Source organism: Klebsiella sp. 141251 (genome assembly GCF_050600725.1).
Lineage (GTDB): Bacteria > Pseudomonadota > Gammaproteobacteria > Enterobacterales > Enterobacteriaceae > Klebsiella > Klebsiella aerogenes.
Window position 1 is genome coordinate 212,078 of the sequence record NZ_JAQIRG010000009.1, and the last position, 23,300, is coordinate 235,377.

General features: G+C 47.1%; 16 protein-coding genes, 1 tRNA gene and 1 pseudogene. 10 read left to right on the forward strand and 8 right to left on the reverse strand.

The window, feature by feature from the left end:
* Positions 1-143: 143 nt before the first annotated feature.
* From PGR09_RS20055 to PGR09_RS20070, 4 genes are all read left to right on the forward strand, one after another.
* Positions 144-228, forward strand: a tRNA-Leu gene (locus PGR09_RS20055).
* A 367-nt stretch (positions 229-595) separates the two neighbouring features.
* Positions 596-973 carry a hypothetical protein gene (locus PGR09_RS20060; protein WP_032724090.1) on the forward strand — a complete coding sequence of 126 codons (378 nt, stop codon included), beginning with the start codon at positions 596-598 and terminating at the stop codon, positions 971-973.
* A gap of 325 nt (positions 974-1,298) precedes the next feature.
* The gene (locus PGR09_RS20065) at positions 1,299-4,814 is read left to right on the forward strand and encodes an AAA domain-containing protein (RefSeq protein ID WP_047078554.1); all 3,516 of its coding nucleotides are present in this window, start codon (positions 1,299-1,301) and stop codon (positions 4,812-4,814) included.
* 139 nt (positions 4,815-4,953) lie between these two features.
* Positions 4,954-5,943 carry a restriction endonuclease gene (locus PGR09_RS20070; protein ID WP_155960293.1) on the forward strand — a complete coding sequence of 330 codons (990 nt, stop codon included), beginning with the start codon at positions 4,954-4,956 and terminating at the stop codon, positions 5,941-5,943.
* A 225-nt stretch (positions 5,944-6,168) separates the two neighbouring features.
* On the opposite strand, the gene PGR09_RS20075 is transcribed toward PGR09_RS20070, so the two are convergent.
* Genes PGR09_RS20075 through PGR09_RS20085 form a run of 3 tightly spaced genes read right to left on the reverse strand, consistent with a single transcriptional unit; the run spans position 6,169 to position 13,239 of the window.
* The gene (locus PGR09_RS20075; RefSeq protein ID WP_047078553.1) at positions 6,169-9,396 is read right to left on the reverse strand and encodes a type I restriction endonuclease subunit R; all 3,228 of its coding nucleotides are present in this window, start codon (positions 9,394-9,396) and stop codon (positions 6,169-6,171) included.
* 14 nt (positions 9,397-9,410) lie between these two features.
* Positions 9,411-10,646: a restriction endonuclease subunit S gene (locus PGR09_RS20080; RefSeq protein ID WP_430916457.1), complete on the reverse strand. Its 1,236-nt coding sequence runs from the start codon at positions 10,644-10,646 to the stop codon at positions 9,411-9,413.
* A gap of 1 nt (position 10,647) precedes the next feature.
* Complete coding sequence (locus PGR09_RS20085; protein WP_047078551.1) at positions 10,648-13,239, reverse strand: type I restriction-modification system subunit M; 2,592 nt, start codon at positions 13,237-13,239, stop codon at positions 10,648-10,650.
* Positions 13,240-13,368: 129 nt separating this feature from the next.
* Between PGR09_RS20085 and PGR09_RS20090 the strand changes: the two are divergent.
* The 3 genes and pseudogenes from PGR09_RS20090 to PGR09_RS20100 all read left to right on the forward strand — a co-directional run.
* Positions 13,369-13,689, forward strand: a pseudogene (locus tag PGR09_RS20090) (VOC family protein); the annotation flags it as partial.
* A 340-nt stretch (positions 13,690-14,029) separates the two neighbouring features.
* Entirely contained in the window at positions 14,030-14,590 is a 561-nt protein-coding gene (locus PGR09_RS20095) for a hypothetical protein (protein ID WP_045364741.1), read from the forward strand.
* Positions 14,587-14,928: a putative T6SS immunity periplasmic lipoprotein gene (locus PGR09_RS20100; protein ID WP_047075944.1), complete on the forward strand. Its 342-nt coding sequence runs from the start codon at positions 14,587-14,589 to the stop codon at positions 14,926-14,928. Before PGR09_RS20095 ends, PGR09_RS20100 begins: the two co-directional genes overlap by 4 nt.
* Before the next feature lie 40 nt (positions 14,929-14,968).
* Here the strand turns inward: PGR09_RS20100 and PGR09_RS20105 are convergent, their stop codons facing one another.
* A complete protein-coding gene (locus PGR09_RS20105; RefSeq protein ID WP_430916458.1) occupies positions 14,969-15,838 on the reverse strand; it encodes a phosphorothioated DNA-binding restriction endonuclease in 870 nt (289 codons plus the stop codon).
* 179 nt (positions 15,839-16,017) lie between these two features.
* Here PGR09_RS20105 and PGR09_RS20110 point away from each other — a divergent pair, with 179 nt between their 5' ends.
* Positions 16,018-16,653, forward strand: coding sequence for an HNH endonuclease (locus PGR09_RS20110; RefSeq protein ID WP_430916459.1), 636 nt, complete (start codon positions 16,018-16,020; stop codon positions 16,651-16,653).
* A gap of 37 nt (positions 16,654-16,690) precedes the next feature.
* Here the strand turns inward: PGR09_RS20110 and PGR09_RS20115 are convergent, their stop codons facing one another.
* A complete protein-coding gene (locus PGR09_RS20115) occupies positions 16,691-17,017 on the reverse strand; it encodes a hypothetical protein (protein WP_047078547.1) in 327 nt (108 codons plus the stop codon).
* A 288-nt stretch (positions 17,018-17,305) separates the two neighbouring features.
* On the opposite strand from PGR09_RS20115, the gene PGR09_RS20120 reads away from it, so the two are divergent.
* A complete protein-coding gene (locus PGR09_RS20120; protein WP_042894160.1) occupies positions 17,306-18,250 on the forward strand; it encodes a hypothetical protein in 945 nt (314 codons plus the stop codon).
* Positions 18,247-18,516: a hypothetical protein gene (locus tag PGR09_RS20125; protein ID WP_042894158.1), complete on the forward strand. Its 270-nt coding sequence runs from the start codon at positions 18,247-18,249 to the stop codon at positions 18,514-18,516. The genes PGR09_RS20120 and PGR09_RS20125 overlap by 4 nt, the downstream gene beginning before the upstream one ends.
* A 126-nt stretch (positions 18,517-18,642) precedes the next feature.
* Here PGR09_RS20125 and PGR09_RS20130 read toward each other — a convergent pair whose 3' ends face one another.
* The 3 genes from PGR09_RS20130 to PGR09_RS20140 all read right to left on the reverse strand — a co-directional run bounded on the left by PGR09_RS20130 (position 18,643) and on the right by PGR09_RS20140 (position 23,289).
* Entirely contained in the window at positions 18,643-18,987 is a 345-nt protein-coding gene (locus tag PGR09_RS20130; RefSeq protein WP_047078546.1) for a DUF1294 domain-containing protein, read from the reverse strand.
* A gap of 115 nt (positions 18,988-19,102) precedes the next feature.
* Positions 19,103-19,915: a DNA/RNA non-specific endonuclease gene (locus tag PGR09_RS20135; RefSeq protein WP_227505036.1), complete on the reverse strand. Its 813-nt coding sequence runs from the start codon at positions 19,913-19,915 to the stop codon at positions 19,103-19,105.
* Between the two features lie 224 nt (positions 19,916-20,139).
* Positions 20,140-23,289 carry a CusA/CzcA family heavy metal efflux RND transporter gene (locus PGR09_RS20140; RefSeq protein WP_430916460.1) on the reverse strand — a complete coding sequence of 1,050 codons (3,150 nt, stop codon included), beginning with the start codon at positions 23,287-23,289 and terminating at the stop codon, positions 20,140-20,142.
* Positions 23,290-23,300 lie beyond the last annotated feature (11 nt).

Genomic DNA, 23,300 nt, shown 5'->3' on the forward strand with positions numbered 1-23,300 from the left:
GATGGCTGAAAAATGTGACGCCACACCGCTCGTTTGTAGGATTACGCTGTTTTTTTCAACACTTAGCACTACTGATGCACGCTGTCGCTTGCATGGCGGCTATCGACAGGTATAATCCAAAACGTTTTCCGTATCCCTTCAGTGCCGAAGTGGCGAAATCGGTAGACGCAGTTGATTCAAAATCAACCGTAGAAATACGTGCCGGTTCGAGTCCGGCCTTCGGCACCAAGTGATGCAATAATTAGCTACCTAAGGGTGGCTTTTTTTGTGTCCATTTTCGTCCAAATTCGTCCATATCCGTCTGTAATTCAAAGATAATTTATTTTTCGATAATAACCATATGTGTTTTGTGGTATTTCCGTGTTGGTCATTTTTCATCCATTGACATCCACAAGATTTGGGGGCCAAATTGGGGGCTTAGACGTAGTTCGATAATAGTGAGGCCCCCAAATGGCACTAACAGATCGCGCTATAGTCCACGCCAAGCCTTGTGGCAAGCCGTATAAGCTCAGTGACTACTGAGATAATTAAGTTTTGACGAAAATGCCTTTGATATAGGATGTCGTGATTCGTTTGGTAAGGGGCAAGGTACAAAATGAAGATGGTAAAAATATATTCAACAGGAAGTTGTGATGCTGCAACACGTGAAGGTTCGGCGGAAGTTGTGCTGGAATGTGAAGGGAAAATAAAATATCTGACCTTCTCCTACAGTGATACAACCGCAAATAGATGCATTCTCCAGGGCTTTATTGATGGTGTGAATTGTTTGAAGAAACCCTGTAACGTTGAATTAATCAGTTCATGTGAGCTCGGTGTGAAGAAAGCGCAGAAAGGAAAGGGTGTTAATGTAGATTTGCACAAAGAATTATGTGGAATCTTGATAAAGAAAGAATGTGAATATTCTTTTTCTGTCATGCATGGTGAAGGCGACATTTTGAATGCTTTTATTCGTAAGCATCGGACAAAACAATAGCTGGAGAGCCTACGTACAGAACCATCTTCGACAGCGCTATTTTCTGAAATTACAAGTTCCAATATTGCATTGAACGTTGTCCAGTAGGGCTCACGGGCTTCTGGAGCGTGCTGTGCAACCGGTAGTCCTCTGCTGCTTCAGTTATACAGCTTTTATGTGCCATGCAGCAGGATATGGTCGTTTTCTGAACTCCGTATAACCTGAGTATTTGTATCGAAGCGTGAACAAAACATTGCAGCCAGCCTTTCAACGTGGACAATAGTTATCCATACGGTGATTTTATATTCGATAAATCAATGGATTTCATTGAGTCATAGGACTGGTAATGGATGAAAATGCTTTAGGGTTTGCCTCATACTGGCGCAACTCGCTGGCAGATGCTGAGTCAGGAAAGGGCAGTTTTGAACGGAAAGACGCCAAAAATTTCACTCACTGGCATGGGATAGCGGCGGGACGTCTTGACGAAGAGATCGTCGATAAATTTTTTGAAGGAGAAAAAGACGACGTCGATACAGTCGATGTCATCTTGCGGCCAAAGGTTTATTTCCGGTTACTGCAGCATGGAAAGGACCGTTCCGCTGGTGCGCCTGATATTGTTACCCCGATAGTGACGCCAGCCCTGTTGAGCCGTGAAGGTTTTTTATATCCGACGCCAGCGACTTCCATTCCCAGAGACCTGCTTGAACCTTTGCCAAAAGGGGCATTTTCGATTGGTGAGATTGAGCAGTATGACAAATACAAAACGACCCATACGTCATTCTCTATCGACTTTGATGATGGCGTTGATAAGACCGCCGAAACGGATGAAGAACGAGAAGCACGATATGCAGCCTGGCAGCAGGATTGGCGTCAATATCTGGATGATTCAGAGAGGCTACTGAAGAACGTTGTCGGCGACTGGATTAAAAATCCCGAGCAATATGAACTCGCTGAGCACGGTTATATTGTTAAAACGGCGCAATCTGGCGGTGCCAGTTTCCATATTCTTTCTCTTTATGATCACCTGCTTGTTTGCAAAAAGGATGTGCCGCTTTTCAATCGTTTCGCCTCGCGGGAGGTTCATGCAGCAGAGTCTTTGCTCGCTCCGGAAGCAAAATTCAGCGACAGGCTTGGACACTCCGGAGATAAGTTCCCACTGGCAAAGGCTCAGCGCGATGCCTTAAGCCATTTTCTGGATGCCAGGCATGGCGATATCCTTGCCGTTAACGGCCCTCCGGGAACCGGGAAAACCACGCTGGTGCTTTCTATTATCGCCACGCAGTGGGCCAGAGCGGCTCTCGAAAAAGCGGAACCTCCGGTTATTATCGCGACTTCAACGAATAACCAGGCTGTAACGAACATTATCGAGGCGTTCGGGAAAGACTTTTCCCAGGGTACTGGTGCAATGGCCGGACGATGGTTGCCAGAGCTGAAAAGCTTCGGCGCTTATTTCCCCTCAAGCACTCGTAAAGCCGAGGCAGCCAAAAAATACCAAACTGAAGATTTCTTCAACCAGGTTGAGTCGAAAGAGTATGTAGAAGATGCACTGCTGTTTTATCTGGAGAAAGCTAAGGCAGCCTTTCCTGAAAAAGATTGTTCTTCCCCTGAAAAGGTCATTGAACTCCTGCACGGTCAGTTGGCAGCAAAATCCGAGCAACTGGTAAGACTGAACGCAACATGGCAAACGTTAAGCCAGGTTCGGACTGCGCGTGAGCTTATTGCTAACGACATTGAGCAATATCTCGATAATCTAAATAAATTACTCTCCGGGCAAGAACAAAAAATTACGCTACTGAAGAGTGCTAAAGCGGAATGGAAAAAATATCGGGCCAGTGAATCACTGGTCTATTCATTATTTTCTTGGCTCCCAGCGGTTCGCAGTAAACGGCAGTACCAAATACAACTGTTTCTCGAAGATAAATTAGGTGCGCTGATTGCGGGAAATAAGTTGTCTGATCCTGAAACCATCGAACGTAATATAGATGGACTGCTCAACTCCGCTGAGCGCGAGCAAACAACATACCGGCAGCAGATTGACTCCGCCCATGAAATTGTTCTTAAAGAACAGCAGGCGGCTCAGGAATGGCAGAGGCTGGCACTCGATTTAGGGTATGAGGGCGACAAGGAACTGAGCTTCTCACAGGTAGATGAACTGGCTGATACGCAGATTCGCTTCCCTGCATTCTTACTGACGACCCACTACTGGGAAGGTCGTTGGCTAATGGATATGGCGAAGATTGATGATCTGCAGAAAGAGAAGGGCAAGAAAGGTGCTAAAGGGGCAACTGCTCGCTGGCAACGCCGAATGAAACTTACTCCATGCGTAGTCATGACCTGCTATATGTTGCCCGGCAATATGCAGATAAGCGAACACAAAGGTCAGCGTAAATTCGAGAAAAGTTATTTATATGATTTTGCCGATTTACTCATTGTCGATGAAGCCGGGCAGGTGCTTCCTGAAGTGGCTGCTGCCTCGTTTGCCTTAGCTAAAAAGGCATTAGTGATTGGTGATACGGTACAGATCCCGCCAATATGGAGTATTGCTCCTGCTATTGATATAGGTAACATGCTGGCGGAAAAAATTCTGTCAGGCAGTACACAAGAAGAGATTACTGAGAAATATACGGCAATCGCAGAGCTTGGTAAAAGCGCCGCATCTGGTAGCGTCATGAAAATAGCGCAGTGTGCTTCACGCTATCAATATGATCCTGAACTGGCTCGTGGTATGTACTTATATGAGCACCGCCGGTGTTTCGATAATATTATTGGATACTGCAATACGCTCTGCTATCACGGTAAGTTGTTGCCTAAAAGAGGGCGTGAAGAGAGTAATTTAATGCCCGCAATGGGTTATCTCCATATAGATGGTAAAGGAGAGTTGGTAAGTAGCGGTAGTCGATATAATTTGCTGGAGGCTGAAACGATAGCTGCCTGGCTGACAGATAACCAGCAAGATATTGAAGCGCATTACGGCAAATCGCTTCATGAAATTGTCGGTATCGTGACGCCTTTTAGCGCGCAGGTATCGACCATCAAACAGGCGCTGGGTAAACAAGGTATCAGTACAGGCGCGAATGAAAAGTCGCTCACGGTGGGCACCGTGCATTCTCTTCAGGGGGCGGAAAGAGCGATTGTTATATTCTCGCCAGTCTATTCAAAGCATGAGGATGGCGGGTTTATTGATAGCGATAACAGCATGCTGAACGTTGCTGTCTCCCGTGCGAAGGATAGTTTCCTGGTCTTCGGCGATATGGACCTGTTTGAGATCCAGCCAGCCTCATCTCCGCGGGGATTACTGGCAAAATATCTCTTTGAGTCAGAGAAGAATGCGCTCACTTTTGATTATAAAGAGCGTAAGGATTTAAAAACTTCCGAGACCAAAATCTACACACTCCATGGTGTGGAGCAGCATGATAATTTCCTGAATCAGACGTTTGAAAATACTGGTAAACACATCACGATAGTTTCTCCGTGGCTAACCTGGCAAAAGCTTGAACAAACCGGTTTTCTTGATTCTATGATTGCGGCGTGTTCACGTGGTATTAACGTCACGATTGTCACTGACAGAAGCTACAACACTGAACATAATGATTTTGAGAAGCGAAAAGAGAAGCAGCAGAACCTCAAAGCGGCGCTGGAGAAACTGAATGCCCTTGGTATTGCGACAAAACTGGTCAATCGTGTTCATAGCAAAATTGTTATTGGTGATGAAGGTTTGCTGTGCGTGGGATCGTTCAACTGGTTTAGCGCGACACGTGAAGCGCGATATGAACGATACGATACATCGATGGTTTATTGCGGTGATAACCTGAAAGGTGAAATTGAGGCTATTTATAGTAGCCTTGAGAGGCGTCAGGTTTAGGGTAGGAATTTGATTGGCCATCTTATCGACTGTTTTCCAGCGTAAGATGGCTGAATGGAATGACCATATCCTGGTAGACAGTTTCTGCCCGTACGGTGAGGCATTTTCAGAAGGAATTATTGTGGCGACTAAAATGTGGATGATCCGCGGTGATGGCGGAAAATTGTACGATGACTTCAGGGACAAACAGGTTGTTGCAATCGGCTGGTCGCAGCTCGCTCCCTATGTGAAACCGGGATGCTCAAGAGAGCAGTTGATTACCCGGTATCAGGAGCTTGAGCCACAGACTAAGCCAGGGACAGTTCGTTCCGGTGCTTCCCAGGTCTGGCGCTTTGTGAATGAAATGCAGAAAGGTGACTGGGCTATCACTTATTCACCTTCTAATCGGACTTATTTAATAGGGAAAATCGCCTCAGATTTTGAGTTTCATGCCGAGTGGCTTGAAGATGGCATGGGCATCGCCCGTAAAGTGAAGTGGAACGCGGAAGAGATTAAGCGCGATAGTCTGAGCGATGCAACCAGAAACACCCTTGGCTCTACGCTGACGGTTTTTCAGGTGCCTGATTTTGCCGTGAATGAATTAGTGCAGGGCAAAAAGCCTGTCTCAGATGTCGTGCCGGAAGTACCTGTTTCAGATGGAGAGGATGAGGTTGTTTCTAATCCTCTGCGCGACATGGAGATGATCGCTTTTGAAGGTATCAAGGATCGTATCAACCGTCTCGACTGGGATGAGATGCAGAACCTGGTCGCAGGCGTGTTACGCAGCATGGGATATAAAACTCAGGTATCGCCTGCTGGTGCTGACCGTGGGAAAGATATCATTGCTTCCCCTGACGGTTTTGGCTTCGAAAATCCGCGCATTATTGTGGAGGTGAAGCACCGGCGGGAACAGATGAGCAGCCAGCAAATCCGTAGCTTTATTGGTGGCCGTCATAAAGACGATCGCGGGCTGTATGTCAGCACAGGCGGATTCAGCAAGGATGCACGTTATGAGGCCGATCGTTCTACAATCCCTTTGACGCTATGGACTCTGGACGATTTAGTACGCGCGTTAGTGGAAAACTATGAGCAAGTGGATATTGAGACTAAGTTATTGGTTCCACTTAAGAAAACGTATTTACCTGCATGAGTTTTGACGCCTGTTTTTTAAACAGGCGTTACTGTCTCCACCATCAAAGACGTATTGGGCAAAAAAGTAAATGCAGATCTGAAAGGCAGATTTAACCAGAACGATACCAATAACTTTTATCGAGTTCATGATGCAGTACCTCTGAAATAAGAACACTCAGCATAAATGTGGTAAGATTTATGCCGAGTGAATAAAATCCATCACATCACATCACATCACATCACATCACATCACATCACCAACAACATCAGTGTCATTTAAAAAATCATTTTTTTGTGCAAAAATAAACTGTTTTAAAAATTGTTCAATGCGTATATTCAACTTAAATAAAGGTATGCTTACGCCATCTTGTTTTTCAAAATAGATTTTTGCTTTTGCCTTATCTACCGATTCTTTTAATGCGTCGAAGCGACCAAAATCATTGAGATTCTTATCATTAACATTATCAGCCATTAATGCTGTGAGTAATCTTATATCTAAACCAAGAGCATTAACAACGGCGTTTATTTGCGCATTTTCAGCGTTATCTTTGTAGATGTTGATGTAGTCTCTGAAAGTATGGCCTTCAATTAACTGTGCATCACCGCGCTGTAAGTCGTGCAAGAAGAGTTTGGCATACTTTTGCTCGATTTGGGTGAGCGATGCAAACGACTTGTGCAACTCATTTAATGTAGTTTCAATGCTCGCTGGGTCCTGGTGTTTGTTCAGCTCTTTTAAGTATTTATCAAAGCGGCTGTTCATATAGTCGGCATCGATTTTGCCGGTATTTATTTCAGTTAAATAACCACTGATATCAAAAGGCACATCGCCACCACCTGCACCATCGTGCTCACCTTTGGCTGTTAATTCTTTATAGCGCAGGACCAGACTCAGGTAAGTTTGTTCGTCTATAGCTAGCGTTACTTCATGTTCTGCATTATTTTCAGTAAAGGAATAGACCGACTGTTCCCAATGGAAGCCTTGTACTTTAGCCGCTTCCAGGTGCTGGCTAAAGGTATTAAACAACTTGGCAAATTGGGCACAGGCTTCTATATCGTCTGGCAGTTTTTCAAAATTCTCTACGCCAGCGGTAACAAACAGCTCGGTAATTTCAGCTACTAATTCATTTATGGCTTTAAGATTGCTTTCTAACTTGTCAACAAACAAGCCGATAGGCTTATCGCCGGAATAGAGTTTTACTGCAGCATTAATGTGCTGCTCCATTGTATGCGGATAGCGGTAATAACGGATGATACCGTGGGGTTTGTCGGGACCAAACAAGCGGTTGGTACGTGAGAACGCTTGAATTATATTTTGGTATTTAATTACCTTGTCTAAATACAAAGTATTAAGCCATTTAGAATCAAAACCAGTAAGCATTTGATCCACTACAATCAATAAATCTAATTGCTTCGAAGACTCGGTATGAATACGTTCGTAGGGTTTTTTATGTGCCAGACGTGCCGCTAAATCCTTTTTAAAAGCCGCGTGGCGGGAAAAATCAAAATCGTGACCATAGCGCTTATTGTAGTCACTCATAATTTCATCCAGCCCATCGCCTTTAAAGGTTGGGCCTCGGTCACCACTACCGTCGTTATCAATATTTGGGTCAAACAAGGCTGAGATTTTTAGCTCAGGTTTGGCCGCTTTTAAACGCCGGTAATAGTCAATCGCTTCAGCGATGCTATTTGTGGCTAAAATCGCGTGAAATTTATTGCCTTGACTGAGTACATCCCATTTATCTAAAATGTCACTGACGACTTTTTCCTGGTGGGTAGCCGTTAAATATTGGCTTTTGGGTACATAATCTTCAATGCCTTTATGGTATTTGCCTGTGGCATCTTTATAGCCAGCCATCGGTACGTCATATAAAAAGTGATTAAACTTTTTCTTTTTTGCTGGTTCAGCCATCGCATCAGCAACCGATTCAGCCCTAGCTTGTTCTAATGCAACTTCTTTCCTTAGTTCGCTATCTCTAAAAGTAGGTACTTTGTAAGGATCAAATCCCAAAACGTTACCATCACGTATACCATCTGCTATGCTATAGCGATGCAACTCGTTACCAAATACATCAGCGGTAGTATTGCTATTGATTTTATTTTCATCATGAATTGGCGTGCCGGTAAAACCAAAAAAGAGTGCCTTAGGGAATGTTTTTTTAATGCTTACCAGCATGCCTAGTTTATTTTCTTTGCCTCCGCTCATCGTTGAGCGATGTGCTTCATCAATAATAAATACCAGGCGCTTAGCACGGATGTTTTCTATATCAGCTGAATTTGTTGCTGTTCCCTCATCATCAGCTTCTTCAAAAATATTACTCATTTTTTGAATGGAGCTAACAATTAACGTATCGGAAGTTGCACTGCTTTTTAATTTGGTAATGAGTACATGAGTATTCTCTGTAGCTTGAACGGTTTCACCATCGCTAGCAAAATTGCGATATTCCGTCAGAGATTGGGTACCCAGCTCAATCCTGTCCATTAAAAAAATCACTTTATCGGCATCTTTCGATTGTGCAATTAACTGTGCCGATTTGAAACTGGTCATGGTTTTTCCCGAACCGGTAGTATGCCACACATAACCCCCGAGACGATCAGGGTTATTAGCGCTACCCAGCTGTTGCCAGTTGGTTTTGGCTACTTTGTCTGATATCGCATTGGCGGCGTAATACTGATAACTGCGCATTACCTTAAGCACGCCGTCGGTATCGTCGGCGACGGTATAAAAACCAATCAACTGATGCGCCATAGGGATAGAAAGCAAGGTAGAGGCGATGTCTTTCCAGTAGTTCATGGGTTCGTTATTAAAATCGGCCCAGTTAAACTGATAATCGGGGTTAAACTTGCCGTCTAGTCCCGGGTTGGCAAAGTATTTGGTCTCGTTTGGCTCCATAGCTACAAACACTTGGATGAGCGAAAACAGGCCGTTAAATAAGCCTTCTGTACTGTACTTTTCAATTTGGTTTACGGCTTGGCTAACCGGGATCCCGCTACGCTTTAACTCTACATGGATCACCGGCATGCCGTTAATCAGTAGCAACACGTCACCTCGTCTGTCGTTACGCAAAGGGCTGCCGCGTTCAAATTTAGGCTGCTGTACAATTTGGTAACGGCTTTGACCTGCGGCAATTTCCTGGCGATCGTATATTTTTAAGCTGACTTCTTTACCCATATGCAAAGTATCGGCTGGATTATCGCGCTTAATGGCCACGGTTTTGCCGTTAATTAAGCCGTTGAGCTTGAGCGGTGTTTTAAGTTCTTTAATTTGCTCAATAATTTGTTGCATTTCAGTCGCGGTAAGCGGGACATCGTTTAAGCGATCCCGCTGGCGATTATTTTCAAACAAAATGGATGCCCAGTTTTGTAGCAAATCTGCTTCGGTTTTGTTTTTGAGTATCTCTGTTTCCCAACCCTTGTGGGTCAGTACCTCAATAAAGGCTTGCTCAAATTGCGCTTCTGTTTTAAAAGTGATCATGATGGCGCTCCCTGTTAGACAAACATTTTACTTAAGCAGGCCTGCTTGATGTTATTGAGTTTGGTGATTTGTTGTTGGTGTTGATTAATCAGTGCGTCGAGCTTTTGAAAGTAGTTGCCGATTTTAATTTGCTCTTCTCGCTTTGGAATTCTAATTTTTATCTTTCCTAAATCGGATGCCTTAAGTGAAGGTAATGCCCCGACCTGTGTGTGCTTTGATAAACTAATACTATCGAACCACTGCTTCATGAAAATAATATCTTGAGTGGGTGAAAATGCCATCATGTTATTATCAATTAAAAAATCTTTGGCAATCCTCTTGCGTTCCAAAAATATCGCAGCACCAACCTTGGCAAATAAAATTGAGTTTTCGCGGATCGGAGTATAATTTAGACGTAAAATTTGTTCTTCATTTACATAATTATTGGCGCTAGTCATATAACAATCATTCCCCATAAGATTCATATCTGAAACTTTAAAAAATGGGATGCCTGACTTACCACTTTGTTCACTTTCGCTAAATCCCACTCCAGATGAGAAACTACCAATTTCACTCAATTCTTTCATTTCCCACTCACCACTAAATCCTTTAAAACGTATTTCTGGAATGGTTTCGTCTTGTTTGGCAAACATTTTTTCCAGCATTGCTTTTTTAATGTTGCTGAGTTTGTTATGCTTTTGTTGGTGTTGGTTGATGAACGTGTCAAGTTTTTGGAAGTAGTTGCCGATTTGGGTTTGTTCTTCGTCATTGCATGTATTTATTGGGGTTGCTTTAGCTTGTTCAATTGTGTAGTGTGCAATCGTTCCTGTATGAGAAATACTTTTAATGTGTTTTTTGAAAGTTTCGCTAAAGAAAAATGTATATAGGAAGTATCCATTGCATTTTTTATTGTTCTTTAGCCAAAGTAAATCTGCATCCTTGAAATATAAAGGATTATCGTTCGGAACTAGGTAAGGAATACCAATGGAACCACCGCCAGTTATAAGTAGATCATCTCTTGTCACCCTGCCGATTTTCTCAGATAGCTCTTGGTAAATTTCGTGAGAAATATAGGCTTTAGTATTCTCTTCTCCTTTATAAATAGAGACAACATCGCTTGTTCTAAAAAATGGCACACCTGTGTCAGTCCATTGCTTTTTGTGTACTCTTGCAGCGGACCTAATATCAATTAATTCTCCCAAGTTATTTTCAACCCACTCCCCACTAAATTCTTTAAACCGAATTTCCGGTACCATATTATCCATAATCATCTTATTCACCCTTCAATAAGCTGTTGAGCTCAGCTAAGCCCTGCATATCAAACTCATTGCCTGTGAGTTCATTCATCATTTCCACTAGCTCTTGCTCAGTGGTTTTTATCGCATGGGAGACTTGCGAATAGGTGACGGCGTATTTATCGGCAAGGGCTTGTACTTGGCTAGTGAGTTGGCTAATCACTGCGTTTGGCATGGCTGCGAGTTCGGTGCTTAATGGAGCAATCCATTTAAGGTGCAGCAGGTTGTTAACTTGCTCATCAGTTAATGTTTCGATGGTCGTTTTGGTTTTTGAGTGCAATGTAGTTGCGGCATCTTTGACCGTTTTTTTCAGAGTTTTTTCTTCATCAATTAATTCGTTCGCGCGAATGATTTTGGCTTCATAACTTTCATCTGCGAATTCAACTTTACTGTCTTTCTGTTCTTTCAGGAAGGCCTTAGCGGCTTTGCTTAATTCGGCATTGGCAAAGCCATCTTTGTTTTCTTTGACCGTATCTTGTTCTTTTTCTTCCTCGGTCAGGGATTCTAAAATTTCTTCCAGAGCGCTAGCGATTTCCGTCAGGCGAGATTCTTTAGCCGCCAGAGCTTGTAAGTCATTACTTAAGTAGATTTGTTGCACTAAATCAAATGGCAATATGTGGCCTTTCCAGCCATCTTGTACTTCACTGTCCTGGCCGTTTTTTTTCTTTATAATAATGTTAGGATCAACTTGTTTAGTGGCAGCAAAGCCTTCGGTTTGCATCATTTCTAAATCAGCGCTGATGAGTTGCCATTGGTTGTTCAGACATTGATAAGCCTGGTATTTGTCGATCAAGGTAATCGGGGCTAAGCGAGCAAATAACTCGGTACTTAACACTGCCTCTTGTTGGTTACGCTGTACGTTTTTCCAGTTTTGTATTAACTCGGTGTTTAGGTGGTCATCAAAGCCATCAAAGGCTTGGTTGTAGGCGCGGATAAACTGTAGCACTTGCGGATGCGCGCTAATGCTGGCGTTAACGTCTTTTCTGGCAATGGCCAGTTCACTGTAAGCGGCAGATTTTGGCGTAAATAAAGTCCTGCGCAATTGTGGGAAGGCTTGCCAAAAGCTGTCTAACTCGGCAATCTCGCTATTGGGAATACCGCCGAGCATAGTGGCGTGTAAATCCCAGCTTTCTGCTGCCGCAGAGGAATCTACATAGCGCGGTATGTTGAGGTTGTAACCATTGTCACGCAGGGTTTGTTTGCTCACCAGTAGCGAGAACTTGTCGATACTTTCTCGGTTAATCACCGCATCAGTAATGCGCTTGATATCACTGGCTTGCAATTTGTTGTTTTTGCCTTCTTTCATAAAATGTTTGGAGGCATCGACCACCAATACATCGGTATTTTGGCGTTTTTGCTTGAGTATCAAAATCACAGTGGGAATGCCGGTGCCAAAAAAGATATTGGCTGGTAGTCCAATAACAGTATCAATATGATTCTGTTCAATCAATTGCTTGCGAATTTCACCTTCTTCACCGCCACGGAACAAGACACCATGAGGTAGCACGATAGCCATAATGCCATCGGGCTTTAGGTGATAGAGATCGTGCAGCAAAAAAGCAAAATCGGCTTTAGTTTTAGGTGCTAGGCCAAAACGTGAATAGCGTGGATCGCTGTCTTTAAAGCTGGGGTCCCAATTTTGTGAGTAAGGAGGGTTGGACACCACAGCATCGACATGCAAGGCGTAGTAAGAACCTTGTGGATCGCTTTCGTCAAAATACGGCCAATCGTCTTCCAGGGTGTCGCCATTACGGGTCTTAATGTTGCTGGCTTTAATACCGCGCATGATGAGGTTCATACGGGTTAGGTTGTAGGTGTTGGCTTTTAACTCTTGGGCGTAATAGGTGATGCAGTCTTTATTTTTCGCGTATTTCTCGAATGCTTCACCGATAGTGATCAGCAACGAACCAGAGCCGGAAGTCGGGTCGTAAATTTTAATAGTATCTTTGTGCTTCAACTCATGGGCGATGATGTTCGACATCAATACAGAAACTTCATGAGGCGTATAAAACTCCCCCGCTTTTTTACCAGCATTGGCGGCAAATTTTTCAATCAGGTATTCGTAAATATAGCCCAGTACGTCATACCCTAGATTGCCATTCATGGGGATGCTTTTAATCAGGTGTAGTAAGTCGCTGATAGCTTTGGTACGTTTACCCGCACTTTCACCCAGTTTGCTTAAACCTGTTTCTAAGGTGGTAAAGATACCGTCAAACAGTTTTTTGTAAGTTGGCGAAATCAAACGGCTAAAGGCCGAAAGTGCATCACGCACGTTAGATTCGTTAAATTCGGACGTTGGATCAATCCATGTAGAAAACAGATTATCATAGGCAATAAAGTAACCCAGGTTGCTTTGCACGTATTCAACGATGTCAGCATCTTCTTCATTGAGGGCTTTGATGTCTTCGGGTGTCATCCCCTGTCTGGTGACAAACTGCACCAACTGATCGCTTAGATACTTGTAGAAGATAAAGCCGAGTATGTAGTCTTTGTATTCGTTGGCTTCAATTTTAGACCGCATCTGGTTGGCAGATTCCCAGATTTTTGCAGCAAGCTGTTGTTTATTCACTATAAATCCTGTTAAAAGCAATTCTAATTCGAAAAGGGCTGTTTTAGGGTTTTGATTGTACTTTTGATAAGAGCTTCTTGCTAGCGGTAGGGCTTTACGAACCTGCGTCAGTGAGCAGTCCGAAGTCTCGATATCGGTGCTTACCTTACCTGTGGTGACCTTTGGGTCCGCCTTTCTTACGACGTATCCCGTAACTACGTAACTCCTCAGGAAAGCGACTATACCCACTACGCATTCAGCATCGCGCCAGAGGATTTTGAGCCGTTCTCGTATAAGCTGAAACAGGCGGGGGTGACGGTCTGGAAAGACAATAAAAGCGAAGGGCAATCTTTTTATTTTCTTGACCCGGATGGCCACAAGCTGGAGCTACATATGGGAGATTTAGCATCTCGACTGGCGCAATGCCGTGAGAAGCCTTACTTTGGAATGCGTTTCGGTCCTGGAAAATAATCACGCAACTTTGTGATCTTCCACCCAGTATTCAATTTTATGTCCCATTTTGGGGGCAAATCCCCAAAATAAAATCTCACAACCCATTAATTTTCAATGAATTAAACGAAAAGGCGAGTCCGGCCTTCGCACCCAATCGGCAACCAATTCACCTGAAGGCATCTTTTTGTGCCGGAAATTCAGTATCTGTTTAAACACTTCGTGTAACGCATGTGAGTATTGTATTCCCATTAACTATGCTAAGTCAGCTGCAAATTTTTTCGGATAAAAATCTTTCCCTTGTCGATTGCATTGGCGTACGATAAATAAACAATACCGCTGCAATTCAGAGGGATTTTGAATGCCTGTAAACGAGAGGATTAACGCGACATCCGGGACACGTATTAAGCCCGGTGGAACGAGGCTTATAACCACTGGTGAGATTGGGTTAGCAAGAACGCTATACAGCTACGGTCTCCGGTACAATACAGTGTGGATTCATCGGGAAAGTTATTTGCCGTTCAATCTGCAGCCTACTGATATTGCTATGAGTCCTAACGGAGAAATGTGGTTTAGGGAAGACACCTACTCCCATGATTTTTCAATGGAAGTTGATGTGCAGAAAAAACATAGATTCATGCATGAGTTAATGCATGTATGGCAAGCGCAGCACGGAATGTTTGTTAGAACCAGAGGGTTGTTCTCCCGATTTGCTGATTACAGTTACAGTTTAGACAAGGAGAACATACGACATTATAGCTTAGAACAGCAGGCTTCATTAGTTAGTGATTACTGGTTGTTGCAAGCTTACGGTTTTAAAAATTATCTGTATCTGCCTGCATTACGAGATTATGATCATAAAGAATCTGACTATACATTGCTTCAAAAATATAAATTAGTTATGAAGGGATTTCCACAATGAAGAGATTCGCTATCTTACCTTTAACTTTTCTTATTTCCGGTTGTCCTGGTGGTAATCCTGCGCCACACCCAAGAGATACCATTATTAATGGAGAGCATCTTTGCTTTAGTTTGGATAAAAGGGATGTATTGAATTACTACACTATTGATTCAGGCGAAAACGGTAAGACGCAAACGGTAATGAGTTCTGGTTATGACAAGTTAATGTCATCATATCCTGACAATTGCATCGATATTGAATGGAAGAAGAATCATACTTATGTCATTAACTACGGTTTAAATAATAAAAAATATGTTCATGAATTCTTTATTGATAGTGCTGGGACGTTGACTAAATAGCGGAGGGGTGACTCCGTGACATATAGTCGCGTGCCTTACCTCACCCCCTAAATACCTCTCTCCTGTGCCACTCCACAAATCCCTCTTTCGGGTAACAGTCCTTCCCCTGAGGCAATCCAATTTGCTTACCATCAAAATCCCAGAACAGCTTTCCGACAATCCCGCCGCCGTTAACCGCGGGAGAAATCTGTACCCGCATATGCTCATCCAGGCCAATCGAACCTTTATCAAATGCTTTGTGGTGAATGGCGCATAGCGCCAGGCCGTTGGGAATTTCACATGGGCCGCCGTGCTGCTTCCATTTGATATGCGCAGCCTCCAGCGCGACGGAGGTGTTGTCATGGCGCATATTAAAGCCGCAGATAGCGCATTCATAGTTATAAGCGCGTAGCACCTGCTGGCGGAACAGCGGGTCGCGTTCTTTGCGAATTTGCTGGATATCAAACCCCATCTCATCGGCGATCTCTTCCTGAATACTCTCCGGGAAATGGGCCTGCAGGATCTGATGCGCCAGGGTGTTAATCAGCCTCTTATTCTTGCTCAGCAGCGCGAAGTGTTCTTCGTCAAAGCCGCCCGCGACGTGATAGGTTTCCAGTTCTTTAGAGGGAGGCTGTCTGCTGCCTTCAGTTGAGCATTGCTCAGCGTTGCGTAATTCCCAGAAGCCGTCGCCTTTTAGACGCCAGAAAGGCATATCGGGGCGGTATTGCGCGCGCTGTGGACCAAAACGCTCCAGCAGGCTATGTAACTCATCACGAACCTCTGAGGCGTAATCGAACATCCGCGTATGTCCGTGCTGGTAATGCGATAGCACGTGCAACAACAGCAGAGGTTTATGCGGCGCACGCTGTTCGCCTTTGCGCCAGATAGTGATATTGCCGATCGCTTGTTGCAGAGTTTTACTGGAAGGCATCGCGTTACGTTTTTTGCTAAATAATTGCGATGATGCTCGCAAAACTGCTGCCGATCAAGCCACCGGGATTCGATATCCAACCCAGGTCTCTTTTCAACTATCACCATGATTTATCTATTCGAAATTTATTCCGCTTTCTATCTATAATGAAGTCACTCATCATCAAATAGCTCAGCCATATGAAACGGTTGCCAGATCATCTATCGCGAGAATGCATCATCGAAGCCATCTGCGCGTACGACGAGGGTATAGCGCATCAGTTTAAAGATGCGCGTTTGTATGAAGTCGAATTCGAAGGACGTCGTTATCCCTCTAAAGCTATCGTTGGGATAGCGGCCACCATGGCGACGAAAACGGAGTTCACGCCGGCGGATTTCAGCGGTGGGATCAAATCCAAATGCGTCCGTCTGTTGCTGGAACAAGGATTCAAGATCGTTCAGGAGCGAGTAGATGATGCCGGCATTACCCTTTTTCCCGACGAGCTACAGACGAAAAGTGAGTTTATGGAAGGGGCTGCGGTTCAGGTTATGGTTAACCGCTATGAGCGCGATCGCCAGGCCCGCGAGGCCGCGTTGCGCTATCACGGTACTCGGTGTCAGGTGTGCGGCCTTGATATGGCTAAGCGCTACGGTGACATCGGCCAGGGCTTTATCCACATTCATCATCTGGTGCCGCTATCGGAGATTAAACAGGACTATCGTCTGGATCCGAAAACTGACCTGATCCCAGTTTGCCCCAACTGTCACGCGATGCTGCATCGGCGAAACCCGCCATATACGCCGGACGAGCTTAAAGCGCAGATGCTGGCAGAGTGAGGTAGCGACTGAATGGCGTTGTTATACAGAGAGACCACTATCTATTTGTTTGATGAGATATTTTTTTCTGCAGCCGGTTAGCCTTCCAGGCCAGGAATGGTGAGAATGTACCCCAGGTAATAGCCAGTACTACAACAGTACCCAGACCTCCAGAGATGAGGTATTTCTGGGGGCCGCATAAGGTGGTGACGAACATAACCACAACCAGGGTAACGGTAACCCAAAATGCCACCCGAAATCGGCGGGATAGCACCGAAATCAGTTCATCCAAAGTTCCTTCTGCTGCTGCAAGCCTGCGATGCAGACTCTCGACATCGCTCTCAGTGAATCCGGCATCGAATAGATCTCTTTCTTTGATAGTCATTATAATTGCCCTTTTTTGTATAATAAATATGAGTCTATTATTCCCCTACGATTGCAGATAAAAGTTACTGTTAACTAATCTGCTAATAGTTCTGTGATGTGGTTGATTAATTATTTATATAAAATGATCCGTTAGTTATCATCTTTGATAGCTTGTTTTTGATAAGAGCAAGGGAAAATAAAGCATGAAATCATAACTATTAATCAGTTAGTATGGTGTTTGTGTTCTATCATAGTGTTCTCTCTGAATGGAATAGAGCTGAAATTATAACTTAACCCAGGGGTCTAAATGGATGTTTTGCGCATGGATTTGCAAGCAAAGTTACAGATTGTCCTAACAAAAACAGCTAATCACCTACCTGTCGATATTGGAAACTATCTTTTAACGATGTTAACTCCGCAGGCATTAGCGACAATGTCTGGAGTATTAATAGTTTGGGGAAGTGCTCATTTTTTTGGAGTTGGTGAAATCGCTGATGTGATACTCCTCTGTGCAGGATGGGTTGCAATAGGTGGAGTTGCTCTTAATGCAGGGAAGTTATTGTATACCTTTGCAATAAAAACCATCAATGCTAAAACAGAAGATGAGCTTGAGGATGCGGCAAGAGATCTTTCAGAAGCAATCATGTTGGTTGGAGTGAATACTATTTTTGTCATTTTACTTAAAGCGAAACCAGCCGATACGTTTAAAAGGCCTTTCAGGGGGGCTTCGATGCCCCAATATAGTAACGAAATAGCTAAACGCATGAGTCTTCCAAGAAATGGAGGTTGGCGTTATACACCCACTATAAAAATAACCAAATATAAGGATGTGGAGCAGGGGGCGACGAAAATTTGGGGGGATGCAACTATTGGGCGTAACTATTATCCTAACGTAATGTCAAAGGATGAAGCCTATCTGAAAATGCTGACGACGTTGTATCATGAACGAGTTCATATGGCGATCGCACCTAAGTTTTATTTATTACGTGAGTTGCGTGTATTCATGAGGCAGTCGGCTTATTCTAAATCCTATATATTACGTTATCTTGAAGAGGCCCTTGCTGAAACTATTGGTTTGTTAAGAGCCAGAGGTATGAGTAGAGAGTACATCATTCAGGGATTTAAATTTCCGCTAGGTAATACTTATGAGATAACATTCTCCTTATTGAGGCATGAAGCTGCTGGCATGCTTTTAGGGCCAATCACGGTGGGAGGAATAATGTATAGTGTTTGGTACGGAGTCCAACGATGATTTCCCGCGAACAGGCTATTGCTATAGCTAAAGCCTATGCTGATACGAGTGGTCGCGGTTGGGATGAACATTATCATGAAGCCCAGCCGATGATGCTGGATGGCGAGCCGGTGTGGTGGGTTGCTACCACTGATTGCGAATATTCAACTGAGCAGCCGTGGCTGATGGAACAACTTCCTAATCCTTCTCATTATTACATCAGTATGGTGAGCGCATGCTGTGTGGCCGTGGGATCAAGGGAGAACGATTATCAGCGGGTGGGCTAAAAGTAGTAACTGTCCCAGTCCTCATCTTCATTTAGTTACGATTCTCGCCCATCATCCAATAAACCTGTCGATCTACTTCCGCTTTCTCGTTAATAGTTTGCTTAGCTATGATTCAACTAACCAACCTTACACCCCATAATCCCGATACAGCCAATATCCGCCAACCAGCACCACAACATTCAGCACGATGCTAATAATGAAATATGTCCTAAATGGCTGCTTCTGGGTTTTGTGGCGAAAACACTGCTGCCCGGCAATCGCGCCCGGCCATCCGCCAAGCAGGCCGAACGTCAGCAGGGTGGATTCCGGGATCCGGCTCCAGGCTTTACGGGCGGCTAATTTGTCGATGCCGTAGATAAGCCAGGTCAGCACGTTCGCCAGCAGGAACCACATGGCGATGGAATGGGGCAGCAACAGGCTGCCGACGGCGGCGATGGCCAGCAGGAAGTAACAAAAATAACCGAGCTTCATACGATATCAACAGCGCTTAGCGGTGGCAGAGACGGCAACTATACCTGGTTTGCTGGCTGGCGGTAAGACGCCGATTGTTAATCGCGACAGGTCGACAACTTTACCCCTCCGTTCCCTACCTGCAACCCATCTCCCGCGCCAGCGTCCCCGGCAGAGTCTTTAGCGATGTAGAAACAGAGGCCGGCAGTGCCGACCACAGCGTCAAGTGCGGACTGGTGCGGCGCTCGATCTCTTCCACCGTCACCTGATGGTCGCAAAAATTGGCATCGCGCGGCGTTGCCTGGTCCAGCACAAATGCCGCGTACTGGCCGCTCTGTGGGCCGCTATCGAGGAAAATAATCTTCCAGTAACCGCTGGGGATCTCCACGTCCGGCGCGGCGGGCAGCGTGGCAATATGCCGCTCGAACAGCGGCCCGGTGACCGCATAAACCACCGTCACCTCCGGGCGCTCGGCTAACGCGCGCTCCGCGTCTTCCAGCCGCGCCCATGCCCCCTGATTCAGCGCCGCTTCCTGCGGAGTGATATTCGACAAATAGTTCAGCGCAGGCCAGTCCGCCGCGCCTCCGAGGCTCGCCAGCGGCGCCTGATGGCCGCGATCGACCGCCAGTAAGGTGTTGGCCCGGCGATAGTCGGCGGGCGCCAGGGTATCGGCGGCAGGTAAATCGGGATCCTGTTTCCACACTCTCTTACGGTTACTGGCCTCGCTGGCGCGGGTGATTTTATACGCTACCCAGTTGGCCAGTTTACGACTGGGGTTATTGTTCAGCGTGTAGGCCGCGCGGAAAAGCGTTTGTTGGCTGCCGCCGGTCGGGCAGCCAACTTCACAATTATCCACCTTTACTGTCGCGGCATGGCAGGGGGATATCGTGCTCAGGGTGGAAAGTAATAACAGCAAAAATAAACAGGGTGGAAAAGGATTCAGGTTCATCGATAGCGCTCATTAATTTAAGGCCCACCTTTTCTCCGCGTGATAAATACGCAGCCTGGGTGAGCAGGAAAATCAATGAAGCTAAAGGGGATAACGAGGAGTGAAGGTCGATTGGCGCAGAGGATGAGATAATATGAGAGCGGGTGAGGGTTAAATGAGGTAATTGCTTGTGGGTCTAATAATAAAAAGGCCCGCCGGTGAAATACCAACGGGCCTGCCTTTATTTATTCTCCGCGCTTGCCCCGATGCCGATACAGCCACATCAGCTTATATGCCGCCGGAATGATAAACAGCGACAGCAGCGGCGCGGTGATCATCCCGCCAATCATCGGCGCGGCGATACGGCTCATCACTTCTGACCCGGCGCCGGTGCCCCATAAAATCGGCAGCAGGCCGGCGATAATCACCGCCACGGTCATCGCCTTTGGCCGCACGCGCAGCACCGCGCCCTGGTACAGCGCCTCGTCGAGCTTATCGGCGCTGAAGGTCTGCGGGTTCTCCAGCGATGGCTCCGCCTCGATGGCATGGCGCAGGTACATCAGCATCACCACGCCAAACTCCGCCGCCACCCCGGCGAGGGCGATAAAGCCGGTACCGGTGGCCACCGACAGATGGAACCCCATCCAGTAGAGGAACCAGATCCCGCCGACGAGGGCGAACGGCACGCTGGTGATAATCAGCAACGCCTCGCCGAAGCGGCGGAACGCCAGGTACAGCAGCACGAAGATAATCATTAGCGTCATTGGCACCATCAGCTTCAGCTTCTGATTGGCACGCTCGAGCAGCTCAAACTGCCCGGAGTAGGAAACGCTGATGCCCGGCTTCAGCTTCACCTCTTTGCCGATGGCCTGCTGCAGATCGCGCACCACCGACACCATGTCGCGGCCGCGAGCGTCGATGTAGATCCAACTGGTCGGGCGGGCGTTCTCGGTCTTCAGCATCGATGGCCCGGTAACGACTTTAACCTCGGCGACGTCGCCGAGCACGATCTGCTGCTTCAGCGGCGTGAGGATCGGCAGCTGGCGGAGGGTCTCCGGGCTGTCGCGATAGCTCTGCGGGTAGCGGATGTTGATCGGATAGCGCTCGACGCCCTCTACCGTTTCACCAACCATCGCGCCGCCGATGGCGGACGAGACGAACAGCTGCACGTCGCCGACGGTCATGCCGTAACGGGCCGCCTTCTCACGATGAATATCAATGTTGAGGTAGCGCCCGCCGACCAGCCGCTCGGCTAGTGCCGAAGTGACTCCCGGCACGGTGCGCGCCACTACTTCAATTTGTTCGGCGATGGTGTCGATATCGGCCAGATTAGTGCCGGAAACTTTAATGCCAATCGGGCTCTTGATGCCGGTGGAGAGCATGTCGATGCGGTTGCGGATCGGCGGCACCCACAGGTTCGCCAGCCCCGGCAGACGCACGGTTTTATCCAGCTCCTCGATGATCTTCTCCATAGTCATCCCCGGTCGCCACTGATCCTGTGGCTTGAGCTGAATCGTGGTCTCTACCATCTCCAGCGGCGCCGAGTCGGTGGCGGTTTCGGCCTTGCCGGTTTTGCCGAACACCCGCGCCACTTCCGGCACCGTCATAATTAGCTTATCGGTTTTCTGCAGCATATCCGCCGCCTGCGCAGCGGAGATCCCCGGCAGCGTTGACGGCATATAGAGCAGATCGCCTTCGTTAATCTGCGGCAGAAACTCGCCACCGACCCGGTTAAGGGGCCAAATCACCGTCAGGATCGCCAGGAGCGCAATCAGCAGGGTAGTCTTCGGCCAGTGCAGCACCTTCAGCAGCAGCGGGTGATAAATGCGGATTAAAAAGCGGTTCAGCGGGTTGCTGTTCTCCGCTGGGATCTTGCCGCGGATCCAGAAGCCCATCAGGATCGGGATCACCACGATCGCCAGCAGCGCCGCCCCGGCCATCGACCAGGTTTTGGTGAAGGCCAGCGGGCCGAACAGTTTGCCCTCCTGGCCTTCGAGGGTGAAAATCGGGATAAACGACAGGGTAATGATCAGCAGGCTGATAAACAGCGCGGGGCCGACCTCCACCGACGCATCGGTAATGATTTTCCAGCGGATGTCGTTGCTAAGTTTCTCTCCCGGGTGCTGATGTTCCCACTCCTCCAGCCGCTTATGGGCGTTCTCAATCATCACGATGGCGGCATCGACCATCGCCCCCACCGCAATGGCGATCCCGCCCAGCGACATGATGTTGGCGTTGAGCCCCTGGAAATGCATCATGATAAAGGCGAAGCACAGGCCGAGCGGCAGCGAAATAATCGCCACCAGCGCCGAGCGCACGTGCCACAGGAACAGGGCACAGACCAGCGCGACAACGATAAACTCTTCCAGCAGCTTGTGGCTGAGGTTGTCGATGGCGCGGTCGATAAGCTGGCTGCGGTCGTAGGTGGTGACCACTTCAACCCCTTCTGGCAGGCTGCTTTGCAGCGACGCCAGCTTCTCTTTTACCGCCGAGATCACCTCGCGGGCGTTCTTGCCGGAGCGCAGGATCACCACGCCGCCGGCCACTTCGCCCTCGCCGTTAAGCTCGGCGATACCGCGGCGCATCTCTGGGCCTATCTGCACCCGCGCAACGTCGCCGAGATACACCGGCACGCCGTTGTCACCGGTTTTCAGCACGATATTTTTGAAGTCGTCGAGCGTCTGCAGGTAGCCGCTGGCGCGCACCATATATTCGGCTTCCGCCAGTTCGACGGAAGAGCCGCCCGACTCCTGGTTAGAGGCGTCCAGGGCCGATTTCACCTCGCCGAGGCTGATGCCGTACTGGGTCAGCTTCATCGGGTCGACGACAATCTGATACTCCTTGACCACGCCGCCTACCGACGCCACTTCCGAGACGTTAGGAATGGTTTTCAGCTCATATTTTAAGAACCAGTCCTGTAGCGAACGCAGTTCGGCGAGGTCATGTTTGCCGCTGCGGTCGACCAGCGCGTACTCGAAGACCCAGCCGACGCCGGTGGCGTCCGGGCCCATTTCGGCGCTGACCCCGGCGGGCAGTTTGCCCTGCACCTGGTTGAGATACTCCAGCACCCGCGAGCGCGCCCAGTAAGGATCGGTGCCGTCTTCAAATATTACATATACGTAGGAATCGCCGAACTGCGAGAAGCCGCGCACCGTTTTGGCGCCGGGTACCGACAGCATGGTGGTGGTCAGCGGCCAGGTGACCTGGTTCTCGACGATCTGCGGCGCCTGCCCCGGATAGCTGGTTTTGACGATCACCTGCACGTCGGAAAGGTCCGGCAGGGCGTCTACCGGGGTGTGGATGATGGTCCAGGTTCCCCAGATGCTGAGAAACAACGCTCCCATCATCACCAGGAAACGGTTGGCCACCGAGCGGCGGATAATCCATTCAATCATTGTTCCGTTCC